This is a genomic window from Leeuwenhoekiella sp. MAR_2009_132 (assembly GCF_000687915.1).
Lineage (GTDB): Bacteria > Bacteroidota > Bacteroidia > Flavobacteriales > Flavobacteriaceae > Leeuwenhoekiella.
Genome location: NZ_JHZY01000002.1, coordinates 846,622 through 872,500 on the forward strand (window position 1 = coordinate 846,622; position 25,879 = coordinate 872,500).

Sequence of the window (25,879 nt, forward strand, 5' to 3'; positions counted from 1 at the left end):
TTTTTATGAGCAAATTTAAAATCGCCTTATTAGCAATTCTGTTTTATTCATTTTCTAACAGTGCTGCATTATATGCCCAGGTTGGTAATAGTGAACTTGGAGCCTGGTATAGTTATTTTTTTAGTACTGGCTTTGGTGAAAGTGGTTTTGGTGTGATGGGTGATGTACAGCATCGAAATTATAAGGTAGCTAGTGACTTTCAGCAATTAATATTAAGAGCGGGACTTACTTATAAGATCAAAGAAACACCTTTAAAACTTGTTGCCGGTTACTCGTATTTTAATTCTGGAACCCCGGGTGAAGATAATTCTCAAACAATAGAAAATAGATATTATCAAGACGTATTGTGGAGCCAAAAAATAGGAACTCGTATTTCCTTTAATCATCGTATTCGGTTTGAAGAGCGTTTTATTCAAAATCAAGATTTTAGAACGCGCTATCGTTACGCTTTGAATGTAAGAGCACCCTTAAATAATAAGGAGCTTGTGCCTAATACGCTCTATTTGTGGGCTGCCGGAGAGGTTTTTATAAATGGTCAAAAACAGACGGGTTCTGGCACTGTAAATCTATATGACCGAACCTGGTTGTTTAGCGGTTTAGGGTATGAAATAAATAAGCCTTTACGTTTAGAGCTCGCTTATATGCGTGAAGTTACTAATACAGCTACTAAGGGTCAGTTAATTATGAGTTTATTCCATAATTTTTAATTTTTTTAACAACTAGTCCTGTTCATTTATAAGTAAATTTGAAGCGTGATTAAGAAAAGTAACATATTAAAATCGGGCATCAGTTTAATGCTGGTTTTGGCGTTCTTTTCATTTAAGATTCTTGATCTTCATAAGTATTCTCATACAAATGATTCAGCTAAAGGTAGCCACTGTGAACTTTGTTTGCTCACGCAGCATTCTAAAAAAAGCTTAGATTTAGATTTACCGGTTGTATTTGAGTTTAATGCTCACGAGCCTATTTTAGTAGATAAAGTTTCCGTTTTTTATACTGAATTTATTAAAGTTACCCGATTTCCGTTCGGAAGATCACTCAACAAAGCACCACCCGTTTTATCAGTTTAATCCCTTCTCGGGGTTTTTAGAAGTTTCTGACTTCATTTGAGGTATTAGATTAGACTTTAATGTTTACAATCTAATTGCCTACTATTTATTTGATTTTAAGAATATACTGAATTATTCAGCCTATTGAAACTAGGAATTAAAATCAAGTAAAAGCTTCGTAAACTCTGGTTTATGGTAGCTAATTTAAACTGATAACAATCCTTTACTAGGGTTATTCAATTCCAAAATATGAAATTATTCTGTCTTGGGTTATTGCTGATTTGTACATTAAATCTGCAAGCTCAAAAATGCAACTATAGCATTAGCGGAGCCGTACGTGATTTTCACGATGGTAATGTATTAGTAAACGCTACTCTTAGTGTAAATGGTTATGATATTTATTCGGTTTCTGATTTTGATGGTAATTATAAATTAAATGGCCTTTGTGCAGGATCCTACACGATTACCATTACACATCCTGAGTGTGAAGTTGCAGAATTTACAATTCGGCTTTCGGGTGATGTAAAACGCGATTTTAAATTGGAGCATCATACCGAAGAGCTCAATGCTGTTACGGTAAGAGGCGAGAATATAAATAAAGGGTCTGCGTCTGCAACAGAAGCTGTTTTACATACTGAAACACTAGAAAATTATAGTAATGCCAGTTTAGGAGATGCGCTGCGCGAAATTCCCGGTGTATCCTCGCTCAATACAGGTAGTACTGTGGTAAAGCCAGTAATACAAGGTTTACACAGTAGTCGTGTGCTTATTATTAATAACGGTACCCGTATGGAAGATCAGGAGTGGGGCGTAGAACACGCACCTAATCTTGATTTAAATACAGCTTCATCGATTACAGTAGTTAAAGGTGCAGGTGCACTGCGATATGGTGGTGATGCCGTAGGTGGTGTAATTGTTACTGACGTTCCTAAAGCTCCTGTTAAAGACACGCTTTTTGGAAAAACTATTCTTAGTGGGGCTACAAATGGTCGGAGCTTAGGGGTTACTACAAGCTTATTAAAAGCTTTTAAATCTGGATTTTATATTTTGGGTCAGGGGACTACAAAATTTGCCGGGGATTTAGAAAGTCCTGATTATGTTTTGTCTAATACCGGTTTGCGGGAACATGACTTTTCGGTTGGTTTTGGGCTTAATAAGTTTACCTATGGTTTTGATGCTTACTATAGCTTTTATAATTCTGAAGTTGGAATTTTACGAGCCAGTCATATAGGAAATGTAAGTGATCTGGTACGGGCTATAAATAGTGGTGTGCCTAATTTAGTTTCTGAATTCACCTATGGCATAAATGCTCCTAAGCAAGATGTGCAGCATCACCTGGCTAAATTTAGTTTCTTTAAGCGATTTGAAAATGCAGGGAAATTGAGTCTAGATTATTCTTTTCAGCAGAATAACAGAAAGGAATTTGATATTCGACGAGGAGATGATAGAGATAAAGCATCACTAGATTTGCAGCTAACTACACATACACTTGCAACAAATTTTCTGTACGATGCTATAACCGGCTTTAAAGCTAATCTAGGGGCAGAGGGTTCGTATCAGGAGAATTATCCCAATCCTAATACCGGAATCCGTAGGTTAATTCCAGATTATGAGATGTATACCTTTGGGGCATATATTTCAGCAGATTTTGATGTAACAGACCAGTTGCGTATAGACGGTGGTGTGCGGTATGACTATAGTGAGGTAGATGCTCAAAAATACTATCAAAACAGTAGGTGGGAGGAGCGCGGTTATGAGACAGATTTTGGTAATCTGGTAGTTGACCGCTTAGATAACCAGTTGTTAGTTAACCCTGTTTTTGATTATAATAATTTTTCAGGAACCCTGGGAGTGCGATATAATCTAGCTACAAATTGGGATCTAAAACTTAATCTAAGCACAGCTTCTAGAGCTCCTAATCCTGCAGAACTATTTAGTGATGGGTTACATCATTCTGCGGCAATTATCGAATTAGGAGATCTAAGATTAGAGAAAGAGCAGTCGTATAAGGCGAGCTTAGAGCTTAATGGTCAAACAGGTGGCTTTTCCTTCGGAATAAATCCGTTTTACAACCGTATCAATGATTTTATAATTTTGGAGCCAAACGGACTTCAGTTTACAAATCGTGGTGCTTTTCCTGTTTATCAATATGCTCAGGTAGACGCGCGTCTTTATGGTATTGATATTCAAGCTGGCTATGCTATAAGTTCTAATTTTAATTTAACCTCGGCATTTGCTTATGTGAATGGTCAGGATTTAAAGCGAAATCGCGCATTGATAGATATGCCTGCTCCGAATTTGAATACGACGCTTTCTTTTACAAAACCTGAATGGAATAATTTAAATCTATCTATAAGAAATCAAGGTGTCTTTAAACAAACGCGCTTTCCAGATAATGATTTTGAGGTGACCTATATAAATGATGGAGGCCAACAAACAACTGAAACGGTTGCAGTAAGTAAACCTCCCGCCGGCTATAGTTTATTTCATTTTGCATCTTCAGTAGATTTAAATGTGTTTAAACAATCCCAATTGACCTTAGGTTTATACGTGGATAATGTTTTAAATATAGCGTACCGAGATTACCTGAATCGTCAGCGTTATTTTGCTGATGATCTGGGTAGAAATTTTAGAATACAATTAAAACTCAACTATTAAATTAAATACAAACATTTTATGAAAACCATTAAATATTCAATCTTAGCTTTAGTCGCGTTAATCAACTTAAACTCTTGCTCGTCTGATGATGACACAATACCTGCGGTTATTAATGAAGAGGAAGTAATTACGACGCTTAACGTAACACTGGTTCCTCAAACCGGAGAAACCATTGTTTTAACTTCTAGAGATCTTGATGGCGATGGGCCTAATGCTCCTGTATTAACTGTTTCAGGACCTTTACAGGCGGGAATGCGTTACAGTGGGTCACTTACTTTACAAAATGAAACCGTATCACCTGCAGAATTAATTAATGAAGAAATTGAAGAGGAAGCAGATGAGCATCAATTCTTCTACCGTTTAACTGGTGGTCTTGATGCTACCGTTACTTATACTGATTCTGAAAATGATTATTTATCTAACGGTAGTACTAATCCTGTAGGACTTCAATTTTCTTTACAGGCGAATACAGCATCTTCAGGAGGATTAACTATTACCTTAATTCACGAACCTGCAAAAGATGCAACTGGTGTGGTGAATGGCGATATAACAAATGCAGCCGGAGAAACAGATGTTGAGCAAACCTTCAATTTAAGTATTGAATAGTTACAAAGTAAGGTTAACAAAAAACGGGCTTCGATTATATCGAAGCCCGTTTTTTATTTTAACAGTAAGCTATCGCTTATCCCAAGTAAGTCTTAAGCACTTTACTTCTTGAGGTATGACGTAATCTACGAATTCCTTTTTCACGAATTTGACGTACGCGTTCACGGCTTAAATCAAACATTTCTCCAATTTCCTGAAGCGTATGTGGTTGCTCGCCACCTAAACCATAATTTAATTTAATAACATCAGACTCACGAGGAGAAAGTGTTTCTAAAGCACGTTCGATTTCTGTTCCTAATGATTCCTGCATTAAGTCTGCATCAGGATTAGGTGATTCACCAGATTTCAATACATCATATAGGTTTGAGTCGTTCTCACCTTCTTTAAAAGGTGCATCCATTGAAAGATTACGACCTGAGTTCTTCATAGCTAATTTTACTTTAGCTACAGTCATATCAAGTTCTTTTGCAATCTCATCTGCAGATGGTGGGCGCTCTAAACTTTGCTCTAAGTAAGAAAACGCTTTGTTAATCTTACTAATAGTACCAATTTTGTTAAGAGGTAAACGCACAGTTCTTGAGTGTTCTGAAATGGCCTGTAAAATAGACTGGCGAATCCACCAAACCGCGTAGGAGATAAATTTAAATCCACGGGTTTCGTCAAATCGTTTAGCTGCTTTTACAAGTCCTACATTACCTTCGTTAATTAAATCTGGTAATTTTAAACCCTGGTTTTGGTATTGTTTAGCAACAGATACCACAAAACGCAAATTAGCCTTCGTCAATCGTTCTAAAGCTATCTGATCGCCTTCCCGAATGCGTTGTGCCAACTCGACCTCCTCATCAGCTGTAATCATATCGAGCTTACTTACATCTTGTAAATAGGTATTTAAAGATTTTGATTCCCGATTGGTTACCTGCTTGGTGATTTTGAGTTGTCTCATATTAAAAATTTAGTTTTTAAATGTAAATAGGATGTAGTATAACATGGATTATTGTCAAATCAAAATTATAAGGCAATTTTATGATGTAATTAGCATTATTGTTTGATTTTCTTCTTATCACTTACAATGAGAATCATCCTAATTATCCTCATTCTTGTTTTTTCTTTTTAAAAACGAAAAGAATCCTTTTTTAGTGTCATCTTTTCCTGATTCCGGTTTATTGTTATCTTCTGTAAATTCTAGATCTTCATCTGGGTTTACAGATTCATTTTCGGTTCTAATTATTGTACCATTACCATCTAGGTAAACCTGTTTCTTAGTATTTACTTCTTCCTTTCCGCCGCCAAAAATGTTTGCAAGAAAAGATTGAACCTGAGAAGTACTGTCTCTAACAATAGGCGGGCAACTTAAAGCTTCAGAAACCGAACCTGAAGGAGCCGCAAAACGTTGCTTTGTAAGTTTAGTATAGGTGGTGTCTGCGTTCATACGCTGCATAAACTTCGCATAAATGGGTAATGCGGAATTTGCTCCTGCACCTATTCCCGTGCTGCTAAAACCTATTCTATAATCATCGTTACCTACCCAGGTTACTGCAACCATATAGGGTGTAAGTCCTACAAACCACCCATCTTTATTATCTTGAGTTGTTCCTGTCTTACCTGCAATGTCATTTTTTAATTTATACTTATACCTTAGTCGGGATGCAGTACCTTCACTTACAGTACCGCGCATCATTTGTACCATAGCTTCTCTGGTAAAGTTGCGCATAACCGACTTTTCTGGAGTAACGGGTTTAAAATCAGCAATAGTCTTACCGGCTTTATCTGTAATTTTAGTGATATAATAAGTTTTCATGGGTTTTCCTTTATTTAAAAAGGATGTATACGCCGAAGCCAGATCTCGTATTTTTATCTGCGCAGTACCTAAAGCTAACGAAGGTACGCGAGGTAGTTTTGAGGTAATACCCATTCTTTTTGCCTGTGCAATTACATTGTCTATACCAACATCTAATAAAACTTTTACAGCAACCGTATTTACAGAGTTACTCAAAGCTCCTTTTAGAGAATAGGACACACTCGTACTATCAGATCCTCCTGAGTTTGCAGGAGACCAACTTTTATTATTAAAATAATACACTTCCTGATCTGCACTATAATATGTGCAGGGAGCAATATCTTTTTCTAATGCAGTTGTGTAAACAAAGGGTTTAAAAGTAGACCCCACCATACGTTCACTTTGACTTACGTGATCGTATTTAAAATTATTAAAATCTATACCACCTATGTAAGCTAATACACCACCGGTTTCTGGTTCTAATGCCAGAAAACCACAATTTAAAAGTGATAAATAATGAGCAATACTGTCTCTTGTAGATATATTTTGAGTAGTTTTCTTAAGATCCCAGTCAAAAACAGTGCGTTCTGACTTAACACTTAGAGAATCATAAATTTGATCTTCAGTAAGTCCCGCTTTTTCAAGACGCTTATAAATGTCTAATTTCTTTAAATTAGGCTCCAGAATGGCATCTTTTTTCCAGGGAGCATAATTACCATAAGCTTTCTCGTATTGTGCCTGCAGCTCGGCCATATGCTCTTTCATAGCTTCTTCTGCATATACCTGTAAATTTTTATCTAAGGTAGTATGTATTGTAAGACCATCCTGATACAAATCATATGGAGAACCATCTTCTTTCTTGTAATTTTTAAGAATTTCACGAGCTTCTTTACGTATAAGTTCTCTAAAGTAGGGGGCTATTCCTAAATCTGAATGTTTTTGATAATTAAGACGAATGGTGTCACGTTCCATTCCCACAGTATCCTGAGGTTTTAAGTAGTTATAACGTAACATTTGTTTTAAAACTACATCCCTTCTGCGTTTTGCATTTTCTGGATACAGTCTTGGATTGTAGCTATTATTTGCCTTCAGCGTACCCACGAGAATTGCAGATTCGCTTAAAGTCAATTCTTCGGTACTTTTATTAAAGAATTTTTGACTGGCGCTTTCTATTCCGAATGTATTATCAGGAAAGGGTACTGTATTGAGATATAGATTTAGAATTTCATTCTTACTATAGACGTCTTCGAGACGCTGCGCTAATATAAATTCTTTAAACTTAGAAACCACAAGGCTCAAAGCACCACCTTCGCGGCGGTCATAAATATTCTTAACTAGCTGTTGAGTTAAAGTACTACCGCCACCTGCAGAATCATCCTGCATTAATAGGGTTTTAAAAAAAACTCTAAATAGGCTCCGCTTATCTATACCGTCGTGCTTGTAAAAACGTACATCCTCTGTAGCGACAAGAGCGTCTTTAAGATGTTTAGGAATTTCATTAAAAGCAATAGGTCTTCTATCAAAGATGTAATACTTTCCTATTTCTTCACCATTACGGTCAACTAGTTGAGTAGCCAATGATTGCTCTAAGTGAGTTAACTCATACCTTGAAGGAAGAGAGCCCCAGGCACCTAGATAAATGCTAAAGAAAAATAGTGAGAATACAAGGAATAAACCACTAACAGCGATTGCAGGGTAACGCACCCATTTAATCTTCATTAACGAATTAAACTTTATAGATAAGAACCGGGAAAAAACTAATGCCTTTTTTACCGATTTCTTTTCAGACAATTTTAAAACAAGTTCTTTAAAATTGTTATTTAACCTATTTAGTAGCGGGGTCTTCATACAGACCGCAAAGGTACATGTATTATTTTCTTACAGGCTAATAGCTTTACATTTGTTTAACAACAATTTTAAATTATTTAAGCTACTAAAATTTCTTATCTATAAGAGTAAAATCTAGACTGTTGCATTTATAAGATGCTGAAAAACAGATGTCAATAAGAAAACAGTAATAATAATTCGAAATTTAATTTACAAGCTCTGTGATTGTGTAGCTTCAATTTAATGCAAGTGAGACCTTAATGGTAGAGCGTAAATGTGATATTTAGGCGCAATTTTCAGCATAAATTTTAATAATTATTAAGTTAAAAGAGTGTTGAAAGTAAAAGAGTTCCCAACACGCAAAGTACTATAGATAAAATACCTCCTATAAAGAGAAAATGCTTGAATCTGTAAATGCCTAAATTATAAATAAGGGTATTGGTTTGATAACCTACAGGAGTAAAAAAGCTGAAATTTGCAGCAAACATTACTGCAAGTAAAAACGGTTTTGCAGGTAACTCTAAGCCGGCTGCAACAGAAATTGCAATAGGCGCCATAATAACAGCCGTGGCGTTATTAGAAACACTACCACTCATTATCATGGTTATTAAAAAAATAGCTCCTAAAATAAAAAGTTTATCTTTTCCTTCAAATAAAATAAGTAACTGGTCTGATAACCATATATCTGCACCACTATTTGTCATGGCAACTCCTAACGGAATCATACCTGCAAGTAAGAAGAATATCTGCCAATCTACTTTAGTGTAAATTTTATTCATTTCTAGACAGTTTGTGGCGAGTAACAGCGCCATACCCGTTAGTGAACTGGCTAAAATACTTAATACGCCACTAGCTGCTAATCCTATAACAGCGAGTAAGACTGCAGTTGCAATATATTTTTTAGTTTTATTTTTTGGCTGAAAAGGTTCGTGTGTTTTTAGAATTACAACTCCTTCAAGATTATTGAGTTCATTAATACTCGATTTATCAGTTTCTAGAAGTATACGATCTCCCGGTTTTATACGTATTTGATCAAGATTTTTACGTATGAGACGTTCTTTAGTATTTCTAAGGTTTTTTCTTTTTTTTATTGCAATGGGTAAAATACCCTGTAGATTAAATCTTTTAAGATCACTAAGTGTACTTCCTAAAAATACAGATCCCGGCAAAATTAGGATTTCTAATAATTGAATGGCAATGGGTTCTTTTTTATCTTTTTCAGATTCTATCTTAATGTCTTTAGGTAAACCTGCAAGTTGATCTGATGTTTCTGCAGGTTTCTCTTCTTTATGCGCTCCATCAGTCATTATGCGTTCTAGATTATCAATATCTGCCATAACAACAAGTTCGTCTCCAGATTGTAGAGTAATATATTTTCCCGGGGCGTTTGTTGTTACACCATTACGTACTAATTTTAGTAAGGTTACATCACTGGCTTCTTTTAAAAAAGTATCGTTTATGGTTTTGCCTACTAATGGTGAAGAGGGCTTTATGTTTATAGTAGTTATGAGTTCGTCAATTTCATAAGCCAACTCTAAACTTTCAGAAGGATCTTTTTTAGGTAAGAAACGTGAAGCTATAGTCACTATGATAATACCTGCAACTAGAAATATACCACCCATCCAGGCAAACTCAAAAAAGCCCAATTTATCAACGCCCCGATTCTGAGCAATTGAATTAACGATTAGGTTTGTAGAGGTTCCCATAAGTGTGCAGCTTCCGCCTAAAATACCTGCAAAAGAAACCGGTAAGAGTAACTTTCCGGCAGGAATACCAAAACGTTCAGAAAGTTGAAAAATAATTTTAATGAAAACAATTACAACTGCAGTCGTGCTTATAAATGCAGAAATACCTGCGGTAATAAACATAAATGTAGGTATCAATATCAGTAACGGCAAGATACTGAGACGTTGCAGACCCTGAGCAAACCAGGCAATTACTCCATTATCTTCTAGCGCAATGGCTATTATCATTAAGGAGAGTACGGTAATAGTTGCCGAGTTAGAAAAACCGCTTATAGCCTCTTCTGGTGTCACCAGTCCTAGCAAGACCAGTGAGACAATAATAAAAATAGCAATCTTATCTACTGGAAATAATTCTGTGACAAAAAAGAAGATGGTTAAACCAAGTATGATAAAAACTTCTAATATTGCTATATCCATAAATTGAGCTCTTAAAAAGTTTAAATTTATATTGAAACTCCTTACGTAGTTCATAAATATTACTTAATAATAAATATACGTTAGCTAATTATTCAACTAACATTTTAGTAAATTTTTCTTCAGATGTATACTGCTATCAGAGAACATATCGAAAAAATAGTCCCACTTACAGATCTCGAATTTGAAGAGTTTAAGAGCATACTCAGTATTCATAAACTGCGGAAAAAGGAAACACTTATAATTCCGGGAAATCGGGTAGATACTGAATTTTATGTCGTAAAAGGTTGTTTAAAAGCCTATCATACTTCTGAGAGCGGTGATCGATCTATTGTTCAATTTGCTATTGAAGACTGGTGGATTAGTGACTTTAAGGCATTTTTTAACGAGACTACGGCAAAATTAACTGTAGAGTGTATTGAAGATTCTGTAGTATTAGGTTTAAAAAAAGCGGCCTTAGAAGAACTGTATATGCGCATTCCTAAGTTTGAACGTTTTTTTAGAATTAAGACAACCCGAGCGTTTATAAGTTTAACTGGTCGCATTCAGAATGCATTAGAAAAGGAAAGTAGTGATTTGTATATTGATTTTTGTAAATCGTATCCTAATATTGAGCAGCGCGTTCCTAATTATGAGATAGCAAGTTATCTGGGCATAAAGCCAGAATCGCTTAGTCGTATTCGCAAAGAGATTACATTAAATAGTTTGCAATAGCTATTTAACAAGGCTTAACAGTATTTTGCGCAACTTAACATTTAGCACTAACATACCTCAATTAGATTCGTTACTTACCGTAATACCTTTGTAACTTAAAATATACAAATTATGAGTTTACAAAATAAAACAGTTATAGTTACAGGTGCTTCAAGTGGAATAGGTGAGGCTACAGCAAAAACATTAGCAAAAGCAGGCGCAAATGTAGTACTGTCTGCAAGACGTACAGATCGCTTAAAAGATTTAAAAGAGACTATTGAAAAAGAGGGTGGGAAAGCACATGTTATTACAGCAGATGTAACCAGCAAAGAGGATTGGAAAAGGGTTATTGAAGAAACTCACAAAACTTATGGCAAAGTTGATATTCTTGTAAATAATGCCGGTTTAATGCCTTTATCCTTTATTGAAAATCTAAAAGTAGATGAATGGGATAAAATGGTTGATGTAAACATTAAGGGTGTTCTTAATGGTGTTGCTAGTGTTGTACCCGATATGAAAGAAAGTAAATCTGGACATATTATTAATATTTCTTCTGTAGCAGGTAGAAAAATTATGCCAGCGGGAGCAGTGTATTGTGCAACTAAATATGCCGTACGCGCCTTAAGTGAAGGAATACGTTTAGAAATGGGACCTAAGTACAATACTAAAGTAACTTCTATTGAACCAGGTTTTGTGGCTACCGAGTTAACCAACACGATTACTGATGATGATGTTAAAGATATGATGTCTCAATATGAAGATTTAACTATGTTACAATCACAGGATATTGCAGATTCTATTTACTATGCCTTGACACAACCAGGTCACAGTAGTGTAAATGAAATTTTAATACGCCCTACTAATCAGGAGTTGTAATAAAAACCAATATATGTATATAAAAAACAGAGCCTTGCTAATGCATGGCTCTGTTTTTTTTTTGATTTGAAATTTTCTAGAATTTCTAATTAATTACCTTATTAAAGGTATTGATAAATATAAATCTTAACCCGTTTGTCGGTTTTCAATAGCAATATTTAAATTTTCCTGGAGATTTAAATACATAAATGCCTCGGTTAAACTCTCATAACATTTAATAGAATTTTTATAAAAGAATTGTTCAATTTCAACATTTGTAGTTGCTGTTTCTCTATATGTAACGATTATATAAGCTTTAAAACATTGATAAGTTTGTTGAAATCGTATCCAGTCTTGTGGCATAAGTGCATAATTATTGACTCTGTTTGAAATAAAGTAGAGATTTTCATTTGATTTACCATAAAAGTGTTCTTTACAAGTAATCATCGTAGCTACCATATCCCAGTTGAAAAGAACACCTTCATTAATTTCTGAAATAATAATGTTCTCTAAAAAATATAGCTTTCCAAAACTGAAACTATGTTCCTCGATTACATACTTCATTAAATGGGTATCCTTGATTTTCATAATTAGGGGAGTGGTTTATTTGAACTTTGGGTATACTTAAATATACATAATAAGAATTCGTTTGCTGCTTTTTAAATTTGGTTATTCGTTTTACTAAAACAAAAAACCCACCATTATGGTGGGTTTTGACTTGTATATTATAAAATGCTAGTCGTTACTACCTACAAGTGATAAAAATTTATCAAGATTGGGAAGTATTACAATACGCGTACGTCTGTTTTTCGCTCTGTCTTCCTTTGAAGCGTTATCCACAAGGGGAAGGTAGCTACTACGACCTGCGGCAATTAATTTTTTAGGATCTACACCATAATTGTCCTGTAATTCTCTAATAATTGCAGTAGAACGCTCTACACTTAATTCCCAGTTATCTTTAATATATGCACCCGGTTTTACAGTTTGATCATCTGTGTGACCTTCAACCATAACTTCAATAGCCGGTTCTGAGTTAATCACATCTGCAAGACGTTTTAGTAAATTATCTGCTTTATTACTTACGCGGTAGCTTCCGCTGTTAAACAATAATTTGTCAGATACATTAATCATAACCACAGTCTCATCAATATCTACCTGAATGTCATCGTCTGATGATACCGTCATATCCAGGTTTTTCTTTAAATTATAAGAGATTGCAAGGTTCATAGAATCTTCAAGAGTTTTAGCTCCTGATAATTCTTGTTGATTAGTATTCTTAAGTGTTGCACGCATTTTGTCTTTTGTGCTTTCTGATATAGCCGCGATATTCTCTACAAGATCAAGCTTGTTGTAATTCTCATCTCTAAGTGAATTAATCTTAGTATTATAATCTGCTACACGATTTTCTATTGCGCTATACTTAGCCTCAAGTTCTTCTTTTTCGACCTGAGTTTTAGTTAATGTAGATACGGTATTATCGTATTGTCCTTGTAATTCTGTGTATTTCTTTTTTGATACACACGATACGGTAAGTAGTGTAGCTCCCACAAGAGCGACGGTATTAAATATTCTCATAGTTATTAATTTAGTTAGACAGACATAACCACCGATAATTCAATTTATTTTTTTGGAATCTTATAATTGTGTTAAAAACAACTATTGCGATTTTTTCTAAAATGATAAAAGCCCGTAAACAAAGGGCTTACGGGCTTTTTAAAAATTTTATAAAATAATTACTTAATCTCTACTAACTCTAAGTCAAATGTCAAATCCTGACCTGCAAGAGGGTGATTTGCATCTATTACAATGCTCTCATTGCGTACTTCTGCAACACGCAATTGGCGCTCAGTACCATCAGGGTTCTTTGCAACTAATCCCATCCCTACCTGAGGATCAATTTCTGGTGGTAAATCTGCCTTAGGCACTTCCTGAAATAAGTCTTTGCGTACTTCACCGTAAGCTTCAGCTTCGGGTATTGTTACACTTTTCTTCTCATTTACAGTCATATCAATTAATCCCTTTTCAAAACCTGGAATTATTTGACCCTGACCCATTTGAAATTCTAAAGGTTCTTTATCTACAGAGCTGTCAAATATCTGACCATTAGCCAGTTTACCTGTATAATGCACAGCTACAGTATCGTTATCTTTTACTTTACGTTCTATATTTCTATCTGTTGTTTCCATAGGTGACAAGCTAAAAAACACAACAAGCAATACCGAAGAAAAAGTGTTAAAATCTGAATTTTTACAGTATTAAAAATAAAAAGCATCAGATCCCGAAAGATTGATGCTTTTATATCTTAAATAGATGAAGATTATGATTTTAACTTCCTATTCTTTACAATTTTTGAAATAACGATGTATGCTACCAGAGCGATAACAAAATATAGGAAATAGGATACCGGTTTACCATTACCACCTACAGTTGTAAATAGGCGGTCAAAACGTATTTTTTCCATTATACCGTTACCATTGCTATCCCAACTAAACCAAATGAATACCGGCTTTCCTACAACGTGGTTTTCAGGTACAAAACCCCAGAACCTGCTGTCTTCACTATTATGACGGTTATCACCCATCATCCAGTAATAATCCTGTTTAAACGTATACTCCGTTAAAGGTTGATTGTCTAATAGTACCTGATTTCCAGAAATGGTTATAGTCTGAGGGTGCCCCATTTCAATACCTTCATACACTTCGATTAAGCGTTTGTAGAGTGGGATGTTCTCTGTGGTAATAGGAGTTGATGTTCCTTTCTTCGGAATATATAGCGTAGAAATTTGGTCGCGGTTTCCTAAACTTGCAGTTCCTTTAGGAAAAATAGAAGGATCTTTTTGATCTGCCGGAGCGATGATCTTTTCTAAAGAAGCTACATTGGGATGATTTCTAAAGCGTTCTGCATTCTCATCGGTTATAGATTGAGTAGCAAATTGTGTACTATTAAAAAACTGAAGGTTTGTTATCTTATAACTATCATACAGGTTTTTAGCATTAAATCCACTTCCTTTTGATAGACCTTGATAACTGTATTGCAGTTGGGCACGATCTGGTAATTCGAGAGGTTTATTGTTAACATAAACCTTTCCATCTACAACTTTAAGGCTATCGCCGGGAATACCCACCGCACGCTTAACGTAGTTTGATTTTTTATCTATCGGTTTTTGATAGTATTTACCATCATCTAAGCCATAAAAACGGTTTACAGTATCTACAGGCCAACTAAAAACAACAATATCACTACGCTCTATTTTCTGAAAACCGGGCAATCTAAAATAGGGGAGTTGTGGTTTATCTAAATAGGATTTTATACCAAGACCGGGAATTGTGTCGTGTACCATAGGAAAACTCACAGTAGTCATAGGAGTTCTGGCACCATAATGAAATTTGCTAACAAACAGAAAGTCACCTATGAGAAGAGTGCGTTCTAGCGAACCTGTAGGTATCGTAAAAGGTTGCATTACATAAGTATGAACTATGGTAGCAGCAACTACAGCAAAAAGTATAGAACTCGTCCATTCACCAGAAGCACTTTTAGGTACGAGCGATCGCTCAGTCTTGTAAGTTACCGGCGCAACATAATTAAGATAATACAGGTAAAACCCTAAGGTTACGATAACCAGAGCGGTATCTGTAGTTGTATTTTTGCCAAAGCTGCGTGCGGTTTCTACCCAGATAACCGGAAACATTATCAGGTTTACAATGGGTATAAAAAGTAAAATCGACCACCACCAGGGGCGACCAATTATTTTCATCAAAATTACCGCGTTATAAACCGGAACGATTGCTTCCCAGGGTTGGCGTCCTGCCTTTTTGTAAAGTTTCCAGGTGCCCAAAAAATGAATTACCTGAACAGCCAGAAAAAATATAAACCACTGCATCATAGTCATAGGTTTCTCGTTTTAAAATTTTTAGATACGTTTATTCAGAAAGATTTAAAACATCTTTCATGGTATGTACACCTTTTTTATCTTTTAACCATTCTGCTGCTATGATTGCTCCTAAAGCAAAACCATGACGGTTATGTGCTTTGTGTTCTATCACAAGTTCGTCTACCTGGCTTTTGTAGGTAATCGTGTGCGTGCCGGGTACTTCTCCTTCACGTAAGGCTTTAATGGTTATTTTATGTTCTTCTTCGGCATCTAGAATCCAGTCAGTATTATCTGTTTCCTTGATAATACCCTCGGCAAGTGTGATTGCAGTACCGCTGGGTGCATCTAACTTGTGTATATGATGCACTTCAGTCATACTTACCTGGTAATCTTTAAGTGTTTTCATCATTTTAGCTAATTTTTTATTCAGCTCAAAAAAGATGTTTACACCTACACTAAAATTAGAAGCATAGATAAAGGCTCCGTTTTCTTTTTCGCAAAGTGCAACCATTTCAGAATAATTATCTAACCAGCCGGTAGTACCTGAAACAACGGGAACACCAGATTTAATTGCAGAACTTATGTTTGCTACGGCAGCGTCAGGAACACTAAAATCAATGGCAACGTCTGCAGCATTAAAATCATAGCTGTCATTTTGGTCTATTTTAGCAACAATTGTGTGACCACGTTCAATGGCTAGTTTTTCTATGGTTTTTCCCATGCGGCCGTAACCAAGAAGGGCAATTTTCATAATTTAAAATGTATAAGTTATGCGCATACCTACGGTATTTGAAAAGTCAAAATCACTGCGCTGTAAAAATGGGGTAAAACTGAGACGGTCTTCAACCTCATATTGAGAAAGATGCGAATCTACGTTTGCTTCAATAATCTGCAGAACATAAATACCCGCAGTAATTAGTATAGAAAGCTCTTTATTTCTTCTGTAGAAATCCTGAGCACTTATAAGTTGATCTTCGGTAAAAATTTGTGTGGCATTACCATTTTCATCAATAACCGTAAACTCATCAATGCGTCCTGCAATTCGATCTTTGTAAGCCGTTCTGTATTGCTGAAAAAGGTCGTGATTGTAAATTGCAATACCTACACCGGTACCTACAGCGCCGTAAACTAGTGGTATTTTCCAGTAATCACCGTTGTACGCCTGACCCAAACCTGGTAAAATACCCGAATAAAAAGCTGCTTTAGCTGGTCTTAAGGGGTCATATTCTTCAAATACAGGATCTATTTCCTGAGCTGTAATTTCGGGTTCATCTTTTTCTTCTACAGTTTGAGCAAAACCAAAGCTGTAGAGGAATAGAAATAAAATTAGGACAGGTTTATTGTGCACCGGAAATTAGTTTTTTTAATCGCTCAAAGTCTTCTTGTGATGAAAACGGAATAATAAGTTTTCCATTGCCCTTTTGTGCAACTTTTACATCTACTTTAGCGCCAAAATAGGATGCAAACTGCTCTTTTCCTTCTTTAATAAATTCTGGAACACTAGTTTTTACAGGTGTTGCTTTTCCTTTACCCTCTTTGTAGTTTTTTACTAAACTTTCAGTAGCACGTACAGACAGTGCATTTTCAATAATCTTCTCGTAAATATCAAGTTGATCTGAGGTACTTTCAATATTTATTAATGCTCTTCCGTGGCCCATAGAGAGAAACCCATCGCGCATTCCTGTTTGAATAATAGGATCTAATTTTAATAGACGCAGGTAATTGGCAATGGTAGATCTGTTTTTACCTACGCGATCGCTCATTTGCTCTTGCGTAAGGTTAATCTCTTCAATTAAACGCTGATAGGATAATGCAATTTCGATAGGGTCAAGATCTTCTCGCTGAATATTTTCAACAAGAGCCATCTCTAATGATTCCTGATCATTTGCAATACGTATATATGCAGGAATGGTCTCTAAGCCTACTAATTTTGAAGCTCTAAATCGACGTTCACCAGATACCAGTTGATATTGACCAAAACTTATTTTACGTACAGTTATGGGTTGTATTACGCCTAGCTCACGTATAGAAGAGGCTAACTCTTTTAATGCATCTTCATTAAAACTACTTCTGGGCTGAAAGGGGTTAACCTCAATTTGCTCCAGTTCTAATTCTACAATATTCCCTACAACTTTATCTGCTCCTTTATCTCCGGCAGTCTTTATATCATTGTCAGGATCTTTAAGCAATGCAGAAAGACCGCGACCTAATGCTTGTTTTTTTACTGCTTTAGCCATTATTATGCGTCATTTTTTGTGATTATCTCCTGGGCTAAACTTAAGTAATTTGCCGCACCTTTACTGCCTGCATCATAATTAATAATGCTTTCGCCATAACTAGGAGCTTCACTTAATCGCACATTACGTTGTATAATGGTGTCAAAAACCATCTCGTCAAAATGCTTCTGAACCTCCTCAACAACTTGATTAGATAGTCGCAGTCGAGAATCAAACATCGTCAATAAAAGACCTTCAATATCTAAAGCCGAATTATGTATTTTTTGAACACTTTTTATCGTGTTTAATAGTTTTCCTAAACCTTCTAGCGCAAAATATTCACACTGTATAGGTATTATGACAGAATCTGCTGCGGTAAGTGCATTTAAGGTTAATAAACCTAGAGAAGGAGCACAGTCTATTATAACATAATCATAACTGTCTTTAAGATGACGTATGGCTTTGCGCATCATATACTCGCGTTCTTCCATATCTACCAGTTCTATTTCTATAGCGACCAAATCTATATGAGCTGGTATGATGTCGAGATTGGGAGATTCTGTCTTCATTATAGCATCTTCAGCAGGGCTGGAATGCTCTAATAATTGATAAGTACCTAGTTCAATACTTTCTACATCAAGCCCTAATCCCGAAGTAGCATTTGCCTGAGGATCTGCATCAATGAGAAGTACTTTCTTATCTAAAACACCCAGGGATGCGGCAAGGTTTACCGATGTAGTTGTTTTTCCTACACCTCCTTTTTGATTAGCAACAGCTATTATTTTACCCATAGAAATCTTAAAAATTGAAGTGCGAAAGTACGATTTATAACCCGCAATTAAAATGCTTTTTGTTAACAGCTTTTAATCGTTCTCGACAATTGCTCTATCCCAATCATAAACATTAAATAGGCAATTAATAAAATATATTGTAAACCGTAATAAGTATTAATGGAGAGAGATAATTTTAATCTATGAATACCATACTTTGACCGAAAATTATTTTTTGGTAGCTATTGAAACTGTAAGTTCGAAAGATAATTAAACAAACTTAATTTTATTAGTTATGAAGAATTTTACCAATCAATTAGAAGCTTTCTCTTTTGAAAAATTAGAGGAGCGTAAAGAGTTTACATTTTATTTCCACAGTCACTACAGAGGTTGTGGCCATAACACACACAGCTGTAACCCATGTGACCCTTGTGCACCAAAATCTTGTCCTAACACAGGAGGTACTCCAGTTTAATTTTTTAACTTAGAATTTTCTAAGTTTTTAATAATAAAAAAGCTCAAATTTTATGGTTTGAGCTTTTTTTTATTTTTAAAGTATGTCAAAACCTTCTGTATCTGCTTTATTCTTTGAGCAATTAGTACCTTATTTAAGTCCGCTTTTTAGCATTGATAATGAGGAAAAATTTAGTTCTTTTCAAAAATCTGTGAATAAATACATCTTTTATGTCTTTACGTTAGATCGTATTATAGATCAGGAAATTAATTGGGTTGAAGATTTTGACACAGCGACAGAAACACTTAAACGTGCACAAGACTATAGCACAACTGCTATTTTAGGCCTGGGACAGCTCTTTGAACCTGAGAATAATTTCTGGAAGCACTTTAATAGTTATATGAATAGCTATTATGAAGGCCTGGTGCTCGAAATGAAAAATTCTGCCCTGCAAATTAACCATACTATAGAATCTTTTGAAGCTTATAGTTTTAGCAAGCATGCACCTGCTTTTATACCGGTTGAAGGTCTTTTTATTCTTTTTAAAAGTGATGTAGATTCTAAAAAAGTAATAGAACTGTTCAATCAATTATTTTATGGTATGCAAATGCTAGACGATATTGAAGATTTTAATGAAGATGTTCTTAAAAATCAACATACTTACTGTATAAGTGCTGTTAATGAATTTATATTAGAACATAAAATTGAAGAAAAGCCTGGTTTAGATCGTTTTAAAGAACGAGTTTTCTACGTTTCTGGTCTAGCTGAAAAATGCAATTCTTATGCGACACGTCAATTTAAAATAGCTCAGGGTACTGCACGGAAACTTAATTTAAACGAACTTGTAATTTGGATTGATACTATGCTTCAAATGCTTGAGCACAACAGAAATATTATAAACGAGCTTACAAAATAAAATGGCTGTTATCGTAAAACCATATGAACTCTCGAGTTATAATGCTAATACCTGGGTTCTGGAAACTCCTGAAGGACATTTTAATATAAATCAACAGTCTAAACAATTATTAGATCTTTTATCGCGCTCCCATTCTTTTGAAGATGCGCACAACAGGTTTATATCAGAATTTGATATAGAGCTAACTAAAGAAAATTTTGATGCTTTTATTAATTCTCAGCTCGCTTCAACTGGTCTTCTAGGAGACCTACAACAGGAAGATAAAAAAAAGGAAAAGAGTTTTATAAAACTTGAATTTACCATTTTTAAAGAAGCGACAGCAAAGAAGCTGGCGACACCTTTAAAACCTTTATTTCAACCTGTATTTTTTTGGATAGCATTTACATCATTATTCGTACTGGCATTATATACCGTGTTTTTTAGGAGTTTTGAAGAAACAGAAGTTTCTGCTCTGGCAGTAGCTGTACTATATTTTGTAACCATAATTTTTCACGAGTTAGGACACATCGCTGCCTGTTCAAGATTTACGGGACGTAATGGTGAAATAGGAGGCGGGTTTTACGTTATTTTCCCAGTATTATATTCTAGTATCTCTTCGATGTGGCATGCTACTAAAGGCGAGCGTGTAATAGGTAATCTTGCCGGGGTTTATATGCAATTATGGTGTTTACTCATAAGTTTAGTGCTATTTTCTCTGTTTCCAGATCAGGGAATATTTGCAGAAATCGCTTTTATGGTGGGTATTTATAGCCTAATTCAATTGGTTCCTTTCATTCGTTCTGATGGGTATTGGTTACTATCAGATCTTACAGACACACCTAATTTACTCAGCAAATCTTCTCAGGCAATTAAAGATTTATTTACAAAGCCACAAACCTTATTTGTAAAACAAGAACGTTTAAAAAATACAGGTCTTATTCTTTACGGAAGTTTTAATACCCTTATTGTAATCTATTTTGTAGGATATCAATTGTTTTATAATTGGGAAGAGATTATTCATTTTCCGTTACACCTATGGGATATGCTCAAACAAATACTACAATTACAAATCCCAGATTTTGAAGCGGAATTTATTATCGTGATTCTATTTTATGTTATTCTGTTCAATTATTTAAAACGAGGATATACAGCTATTTTTAAACCGAAACTTAATTAATTAATTAAAAAATCCCTTTAAGCAGACTTAAAGGGATTTTTTAGTTTCTATTGAAGAAAACTAACTTTTACGTTTTGCTCTTACAGCAGCTTCAAGTTGGTCCCAAAGCTCTTCAGGGATGTCTTTTAATAAATTGAATTGTCCTGCGCCTTCAAGCCACTCACCACCATCAATAGTTACAACTTCACCATTTACATAAGCAGAAAAGTCTGAAACTAAGTAAGCTGCCAGATTTGCCAATTCCTGATGATTACCTACGCGGCGCAAGGGTACTTTTTTAGAAAGATCAAATTTTTCGGCCAGATCACCGGGCAATAAACGTTCCCAGGCACCTTTAGTAGGAAATGGTCCCGGTGCAATGGCATTAGAACGTATGCCGTATTTAGCCCATTCTACAGCCAGAGACCGCGTCATTGCCAGTACTCCGGCTTTTGCTGTTGCACTGGGTACAACGTATGAAGAACCCGTCCAAGCGTAGGTTGTTACTATGTTTAAAATAGTTTTGTTTTTTTCGCCAGCATCAATCCAATGTTTTCCGAAGGCAAGCGTGCAGTTTTTGCTTCCTTTTAAAACAATATCAATTACTACATCAAAAGCATTTGCCGAAAGCCGCTCTGTTGGAGAGATAAAGTTTCCTGCTGCATTATTGAGTAAAACATCTACACTACCAAATTTCTCAACAACAGCATCGCGCATTGCTTCTACCTGCTCATAATCACGTACATCACATTGCACTGCAAAGCAGTTTCCGCCGGTTTCTTCTTCTAGTGCTGAAGCTGTAGTTTTTAATTTATCAAGGTCACGCGAACTAATAGCTACGTTGGCACCTAATTCAAGAAAATATTTAGTCATAGATTTACCCAAACCGCTTCCGCCGCCTGTAACTACTACTGTTTTTCCTTTAAGCGCATCGTCGCGCAACATTTTATCGGTATAGCTCATTTTATAGTATTTAATTCTTTATGCCTGTTTAAAAGGCTTAGATTGAATAGTTAAGTTCAATTAATTTTAATTTTCGCACAGAAACCCTATATCTATAACTTAGTCTTCAAAACTTTGCATCAAAACTTCTAAGATAGAAATGGCGGCTTCACTTATTTTTGAGCCGGGACCAAAAATAGCTACAGCACCGGCATCAAATAAAAATTGATAATCTTTCCGCGGAATAACACCACCTACAATGACCATAATATCTTCACGATCTAATCGCTTTAATTCCTGAATTACTTGCGGCACTAATGTTTTATGACCTGCCGCGAGCGAACTTATGCCCAGAATATGTACATCATTTTCTACAGCTTGTTTTGCTGCTTCTTTTGGTGTTTGGAATAAAGGACCAATATCAACGTCAAAACCTACATCTGCATAGCCGGTTGCAACCACTTTAGCACCACGATCGTGACCATCCTGACCCATTTTTGCAATCATAATACGCGGGCGTCTTCCCTCTAATTCGGCAAAACGATTTGCGAGTTCACGGGCTTTTGCAAAAGCAGGGTCCTTTTTAACTTCTTTACTATACACGCCTGTAAATGATTTTATTTCTGCTTTATATCTCCCAAATACCGATTCTAAGGCTGTCGAAATTTCACCTAAAGTCGCTCTGTTACGAGCAGCCTCTACGGCTAAATTTAATAAATTACCGCTTCCTTTTTCTGCAGATTCAGTTAAAGCTGCTAAAGCCTGAGTAACTAATTGTGTATTCCGATCTTCTTTTACCTGAGCCAGACGTTCTAGTTGTGATTTACGCACGGCATCGTTATCTACTTCAAGAGTGACAATATCATCTTCAGTCTCGAGTTGGTATTTATTAATTCCCACAATTACATCACGACCACTATCTATGCGCGCTTGTTTGCGTGCTGCAGCTTCTTCAATTCGTAATTTTGGTATTCCTTTTTCTATTGCTTTAGTCATTCCGCCCAGTGCTTCAACCTCTTCAATAAGTTTCCAGGCTTTTTCTGCTATTTCATGTGTCAGTGATTCTACATAATAACTACCGGCCCAAGGGTCTACGGTGCGGGTGATTTCGGTTTCTTTTTGTAGATAGATTTGTGTATTACGTGCAATACGTGCAGAAAAATCTGTAGGTAATGCGATCGCCTCATCTAGTGCATTTGTATGTAAACTTTGAGTACCGCCAAAAACAGCGGCAGCAGCTTCAATTGTCGTGCGCGCAACATTATTAAATGGGTCCTGTTCGGTTAAACTCCATCCACTAGTTTGGCAGTGGGTACGTAGCGAAAGAGATTTTTCATTTTTAGGATTGAATTGCTTCACGATTTTTGCCCAAAGCATTCGGGCAGCACGCATTTTTGCAATTTCCATAAAGTGATTCATCCCAATACCCCAAAAGAAGGATAAGCGAGGTGCAAAACTGTCTATAGTCATTCCCGCAGCTAAGCCAGTTTTTAAATATTCGAGACCGTCTGCAAGCGTATAGGCCAGTTCAATATCTGCGGTAGCACCGGCTTCCTGCATGTGGTAACCCGAAATAGAAATCGTATTAAATTTGGGCATTTTTGCCGAAGCATATTCAAAAATATCTGAAATGATACGCATTGAAGGAGTAGGTGGGTAGATGTAGGTATTTCTAACCATAAACTCCTTTAAAATATCATTTTGTATGGTGCCTTGAAGTTGTTCGGGTTTAATGCCCTGCTCTTCTGCGGCAACAATGTAAAACGCCATTATAGGTAGCACCGCACCGTTCATCGTCATCGATACGCTCATTTTATCTAACGGAATCTGATCGAAGAGAATCTTCATATCTTCAACCGTATCAATAGCTACACCGGCCTTACCTACATCACCTTCTACACGCTCGTGATCACTATCATAACCACGATGTGTAGCAAGGTCAAAAGCCACCGAAAGTCCTTTTTGACCGGCCTTTAAATTACGTCTATAAAAGGCATTGCTTTCTTCGGCAGTAGAGAATCCTGCATATTGTCTAATTGTCCACGGTTTACGCACATACATGGTGCTGTAAGGGCCCCGTAAAAAAGGTGGTATTCCTGCAGCAAAATCAAGATGCTTTAAATCACTAATGTCGTTAGAAGTATAGCGCTTTTTAATGTGTATTTCTTCTGCAGTAACATTTGATTCTGCAGTAACAGATATGGTTTTATGGTCTGTTTTTAGTTTAAGATGTTGAAGGTTTTTTCTACTCATCCTTTAATCGTTTTTGCTCAACTTCTTCTGCAAGACGTTTTGTAATAACCGGTTCAATTAATGTTTTACGCGGGTTCATTTTTAGAAAAGGATAAAGATCAAGATCGTGCTTCATACGATCATCAGGGTTTTGGTACGTATTTGTACCTACTAAAAGTTTTTCGCCTTTATCAAAAGCTTCTTGCTCTTTAGCTGCAGAAGTTTTTATCTTTTTCTGAATTTTTCCTTCTATTAACTGGGTTACAAAACCACCACCGGCTTCAATATCTTTAAATAGACTTAAGGCTTGTTCAGCAAATTGCTGCGTGAGATTTTCTATATAATAAGTACCGTCTGCAGGATTTGAGACCAGGTCAAAATAACTCTCGTGCTTTAGGAGCAATAATTGATTGCGTGCAATACGCTGCCCAAAATCATTAGTTTTATGGTAAATCGCATCGTAAGCGAGATTGCAAATACTGTCTGCACCTCCCAAAACGGCACTCATACATTCGGTGGTTGTGCGTAACATATTGGTATTATAATCATACAAAACCTTATTACGTAATGCCGGTTTAGCAATAATGTGACAGGTTTCGGGTAAACCATATTCGCTTGCCAGTGTTGCATAAAGCAAGCGTAGCGCTCTTATTTTTGCAATCTCAAAGAAATAATTAGAACCTATTGCAACTCTAAATGTGAAGCGTTGACTTTGTAATAAATCTCCATAATGATTAAAGTACTCATTTGTTTGGGCAAGAATATAAGCCAATTCCTGAACAATAGTAGCCCCGGCGTTATGGTATACAGAAGAATCTATACCTACAACTTTATCGTTTTTTGCGTTTAAAAGAAGTTCTTTAAGCTGGTAGCGATCTTGTTTTAAATCTGAAAACCAATTGCCATTAGCAGCGAGATTTCCTATAATATCAATATTTAGAAAACAAGTAAATCCTTTATCTTGGGTTTTTTCTGAAAGTGCTGTAAAAAAAGAAACATCTAAAAAAGAAAAAATAAAATAGAGGTTCAGGTTTTGCTGCGGAAGATTTTCTAGTAATTGATCAATGTTGAACTTATGATCTGCCTTAAACTGAAACGCTTCAACTCCTTTTGAAAGCAGTTCTAGTACCTTAAGAGCTGCAGTTTCTGGCTTCTTAATGTAAATTTCTTCTGCAATAGACCAGCTTGTAGGATGACCGGGAATCGATAAGGAATTCAAATCTTCACGGTGGTAAAAGGGTTTAATATGTATCCCTTCTGGACTTGACCACAACAGCGTTTCATTATAATCTGCACCAGCCAGATCATATTGTATTTTCTGTTTAAAGGCTTTAGCCGTAACCGGATTAAATTCTGAAAATAAAGCGTTATCCATCGTTCTCTTCTGTTTTTAGGCTGTCTTCATATTCAATGATAAAAATCTCTTCCTTATCTTTTTTCATATAATATTCTTCACGCGCAAATCGCTCAAGTTCTTCGCTGTCTTTGAGTTTGTTAATTTGCTCGCGATCATTTTTTATTTCTTGTTTAAAATAGGCGCGGTTGCCCTCAAGCTTATCTATCTCATCATTTAATTCTTTATGAATAAACCATGAATTGGTGTCAAAAAACACCATCCAGATTGTAAAAATCAATAAAATAAGCACGTATTTGTTTCCCAAAATACGGAACCACTTTTGTTGACGGAGTTTTTTTAATAAAGACACGTTACAGCTAATT

Annotated in this window: 24 protein-coding genes; 9 read left to right on the top strand and 15 right to left on the bottom strand. The window is 35.8% G+C overall.

The window, feature by feature from the left end:
* The first annotated feature begins 5 nt into the window (after window positions 1-5).
* The 4 genes from P164_RS03635 (at window position 6) to P164_RS03650 (ending at window position 4,313) form a co-directional block, all read left to right on the top strand.
* Window positions 6-707: a DUF2490 domain-containing protein gene (locus P164_RS03635; RefSeq protein WP_028375112.1), complete on the top strand. Its 702-nt coding sequence runs from the start codon at window positions 6-8 to the stop codon at window positions 705-707.
* Window positions 708-752: 45 nt separating this feature from the next.
* The gene (locus P164_RS03640) at window positions 753-1,070 is read left to right on the top strand and encodes a hypothetical protein (protein ID WP_125411744.1); all 318 of its coding nucleotides are present in this window, start codon (window positions 753-755) and stop codon (window positions 1,068-1,070) included.
* 228 nt (window positions 1,071-1,298) lie between these two features.
* Window positions 1,299-3,707, top strand: a complete 2,409-nt coding sequence (locus P164_RS03645; RefSeq protein ID WP_028375114.1) for a TonB-dependent receptor domain-containing protein — start codon at window positions 1,299-1,301, stop codon at window positions 3,705-3,707.
* A gap of 18 nt (window positions 3,708-3,725) precedes the next feature.
* Window positions 3,726-4,313 (top strand): hypothetical protein, encoded by a 588-nt coding sequence (locus P164_RS03650; RefSeq protein ID WP_028375115.1) that lies wholly within the window; start codon window positions 3,726-3,728, stop codon window positions 4,311-4,313.
* Window positions 4,314-4,389: 76 nt separating this feature from the next.
* On the opposite strand, the gene P164_RS03655 is transcribed toward P164_RS03650, so the two are convergent.
* The 3 genes from P164_RS03655 to P164_RS03665 form a co-directional block, all read right to left on the bottom strand.
* Window positions 4,390-5,256, bottom strand: a complete 867-nt coding sequence (locus P164_RS03655; RefSeq protein WP_028375116.1) for an RNA polymerase sigma factor RpoD/SigA — start codon at window positions 5,254-5,256, stop codon at window positions 4,390-4,392.
* 138 nt (window positions 5,257-5,394) lie between these two features.
* Entirely contained in the window at window positions 5,395-7,809 is a 2,415-nt protein-coding gene (locus P164_RS03660) for a transglycosylase domain-containing protein (protein ID WP_234405814.1), read from the bottom strand.
* Between the two features lie 431 nt (window positions 7,810-8,240).
* The gene (locus P164_RS03665; RefSeq protein ID WP_028375118.1) at window positions 8,241-10,079 is read right to left on the bottom strand and encodes an SLC13 family permease; all 1,839 of its coding nucleotides are present in this window, start codon (window positions 10,077-10,079) and stop codon (window positions 8,241-8,243) included.
* A 123-nt stretch (window positions 10,080-10,202) separates the two neighbouring features.
* Between P164_RS03665 and P164_RS03670 the strand changes: the two genes are divergently transcribed.
* Window positions 10,203-10,790, top strand: a complete 588-nt coding sequence (locus P164_RS03670) for a Crp/Fnr family transcriptional regulator (RefSeq protein ID WP_028375119.1) — start codon at window positions 10,203-10,205, stop codon at window positions 10,788-10,790.
* 111 nt (window positions 10,791-10,901) lie between these two features.
* Window positions 10,902-11,645, top strand: a complete 744-nt coding sequence (locus P164_RS03675) for an SDR family oxidoreductase (protein ID WP_028375120.1) — start codon at window positions 10,902-10,904, stop codon at window positions 11,643-11,645.
* 126 nt (window positions 11,646-11,771) lie between these two features.
* On the opposite strand, the gene P164_RS03680 is transcribed toward P164_RS03675, so the two are convergent.
* From P164_RS03680 to P164_RS03715, 8 genes are all read right to left on the bottom strand, one after another.
* Window positions 11,772-12,212 carry a hypothetical protein gene (locus tag P164_RS03680; RefSeq protein WP_028375121.1) on the bottom strand — a complete coding sequence of 147 codons (441 nt, stop codon included), beginning with the start codon at window positions 12,210-12,212 and terminating at the stop codon, window positions 11,772-11,774.
* 147 nt (window positions 12,213-12,359) lie between these two features.
* The gene (locus P164_RS03685; protein WP_028375122.1) at window positions 12,360-13,199 is read right to left on the bottom strand and encodes a flagellar motor protein MotB; all 840 of its coding nucleotides are present in this window, start codon (window positions 13,197-13,199) and stop codon (window positions 12,360-12,362) included.
* Window positions 13,200-13,357: 158 nt separating this feature from the next.
* A complete protein-coding gene (locus P164_RS03690) occupies window positions 13,358-13,810 on the bottom strand; it encodes a peptidylprolyl isomerase (RefSeq protein WP_028375123.1) in 453 nt (150 codons plus the stop codon).
* A 131-nt stretch (window positions 13,811-13,941) separates the two neighbouring features.
* Complete coding sequence (gene lepB, locus P164_RS03695) at window positions 13,942-15,513, bottom strand: signal peptidase I (RefSeq protein ID WP_028375124.1); 1,572 nt, start codon at window positions 15,511-15,513, stop codon at window positions 13,942-13,944.
* A gap of 31 nt (window positions 15,514-15,544) precedes the next feature.
* Window positions 15,545-16,246 carry a 4-hydroxy-tetrahydrodipicolinate reductase gene (gene dapB / locus P164_RS03700; RefSeq protein ID WP_028375125.1) on the bottom strand — a complete coding sequence of 234 codons (702 nt, stop codon included), beginning with the start codon at window positions 16,244-16,246 and terminating at the stop codon, window positions 15,545-15,547.
* Between the two features lie 3 nt (window positions 16,247-16,249).
* Window positions 16,250-16,843, bottom strand: coding sequence for a DUF5683 domain-containing protein (locus tag P164_RS03705; RefSeq protein ID WP_028375126.1), 594 nt, complete (start codon window positions 16,841-16,843; stop codon window positions 16,250-16,252).
* A complete protein-coding gene (locus tag P164_RS03710) occupies window positions 16,833-17,732 on the bottom strand; it encodes a ParB/RepB/Spo0J family partition protein (RefSeq protein WP_028375127.1) in 900 nt (299 codons plus the stop codon). The genes P164_RS03705 and P164_RS03710 overlap by 11 nt, the downstream gene beginning before the upstream one ends.
* 2 nt (window positions 17,733-17,734) lie before the next feature.
* Window positions 17,735-18,502: a ParA family protein gene (locus P164_RS03715; protein WP_028375128.1), complete on the bottom strand. Its 768-nt coding sequence runs from the start codon at window positions 18,500-18,502 to the stop codon at window positions 17,735-17,737.
* Between the two features lie 274 nt (window positions 18,503-18,776).
* Here P164_RS03715 and P164_RS18565 point away from each other — a divergent pair, with 274 nt between their 5' ends.
* The 3 genes from P164_RS18565 to P164_RS03725 all read left to right on the top strand — a co-directional run bounded on the left by P164_RS18565 (window position 18,777) and on the right by P164_RS03725 (window position 21,007).
* A complete protein-coding gene (locus tag P164_RS18565; RefSeq protein ID WP_125411745.1) occupies window positions 18,777-18,956 on the top strand; it encodes a hypothetical protein in 180 nt (59 codons plus the stop codon).
* Between the two features lie 82 nt (window positions 18,957-19,038).
* A complete protein-coding gene (locus P164_RS03720) occupies window positions 19,039-19,851 on the top strand; it encodes a hypothetical protein (RefSeq protein WP_028375129.1) in 813 nt (270 codons plus the stop codon).
* A gap of 1 nt (window position 19,852) precedes the next feature.
* Window positions 19,853-21,007, top strand: a complete 1,155-nt coding sequence (locus tag P164_RS03725; RefSeq protein ID WP_028375130.1) for a hypothetical protein — start codon at window positions 19,853-19,855, stop codon at window positions 21,005-21,007.
* A gap of 60 nt (window positions 21,008-21,067) precedes the next feature.
* Here the strand turns inward: P164_RS03725 and P164_RS03730 are convergent, their stop codons facing one another.
* The 4 genes from P164_RS03730 to P164_RS03745 all read right to left on the bottom strand — a co-directional run bounded on the left by P164_RS03730 (window position 21,068) and on the right by P164_RS03745 (window position 25,821).
* A complete protein-coding gene (locus tag P164_RS03730) occupies window positions 21,068-21,949 on the bottom strand; it encodes an SDR family oxidoreductase (protein ID WP_028375131.1) in 882 nt (293 codons plus the stop codon).
* Window positions 21,950-22,048: 99 nt separating this feature from the next.
* Entirely contained in the window at window positions 22,049-24,181 is a 2,133-nt protein-coding gene (gene scpA / locus P164_RS03735) for a methylmalonyl-CoA mutase (protein ID WP_028375132.1), read from the bottom strand.
* Window positions 24,174-25,535 (bottom strand): methylmalonyl-CoA mutase subunit beta, encoded by a 1,362-nt coding sequence (locus P164_RS03740; RefSeq protein ID WP_028375133.1) that lies wholly within the window; start codon window positions 25,533-25,535, stop codon window positions 24,174-24,176. Before P164_RS03740 ends, scpA begins: the two co-directional genes overlap by 8 nt.
* Window positions 25,528-25,821: an FtsB family cell division protein gene (locus P164_RS03745; RefSeq protein WP_051621281.1), complete on the bottom strand. Its 294-nt coding sequence runs from the start codon at window positions 25,819-25,821 to the stop codon at window positions 25,528-25,530. Before P164_RS03745 ends, P164_RS03740 begins: the two co-directional genes overlap by 8 nt.
* Between the last annotated feature and the right edge of the window lie 58 nt (window positions 25,822-25,879).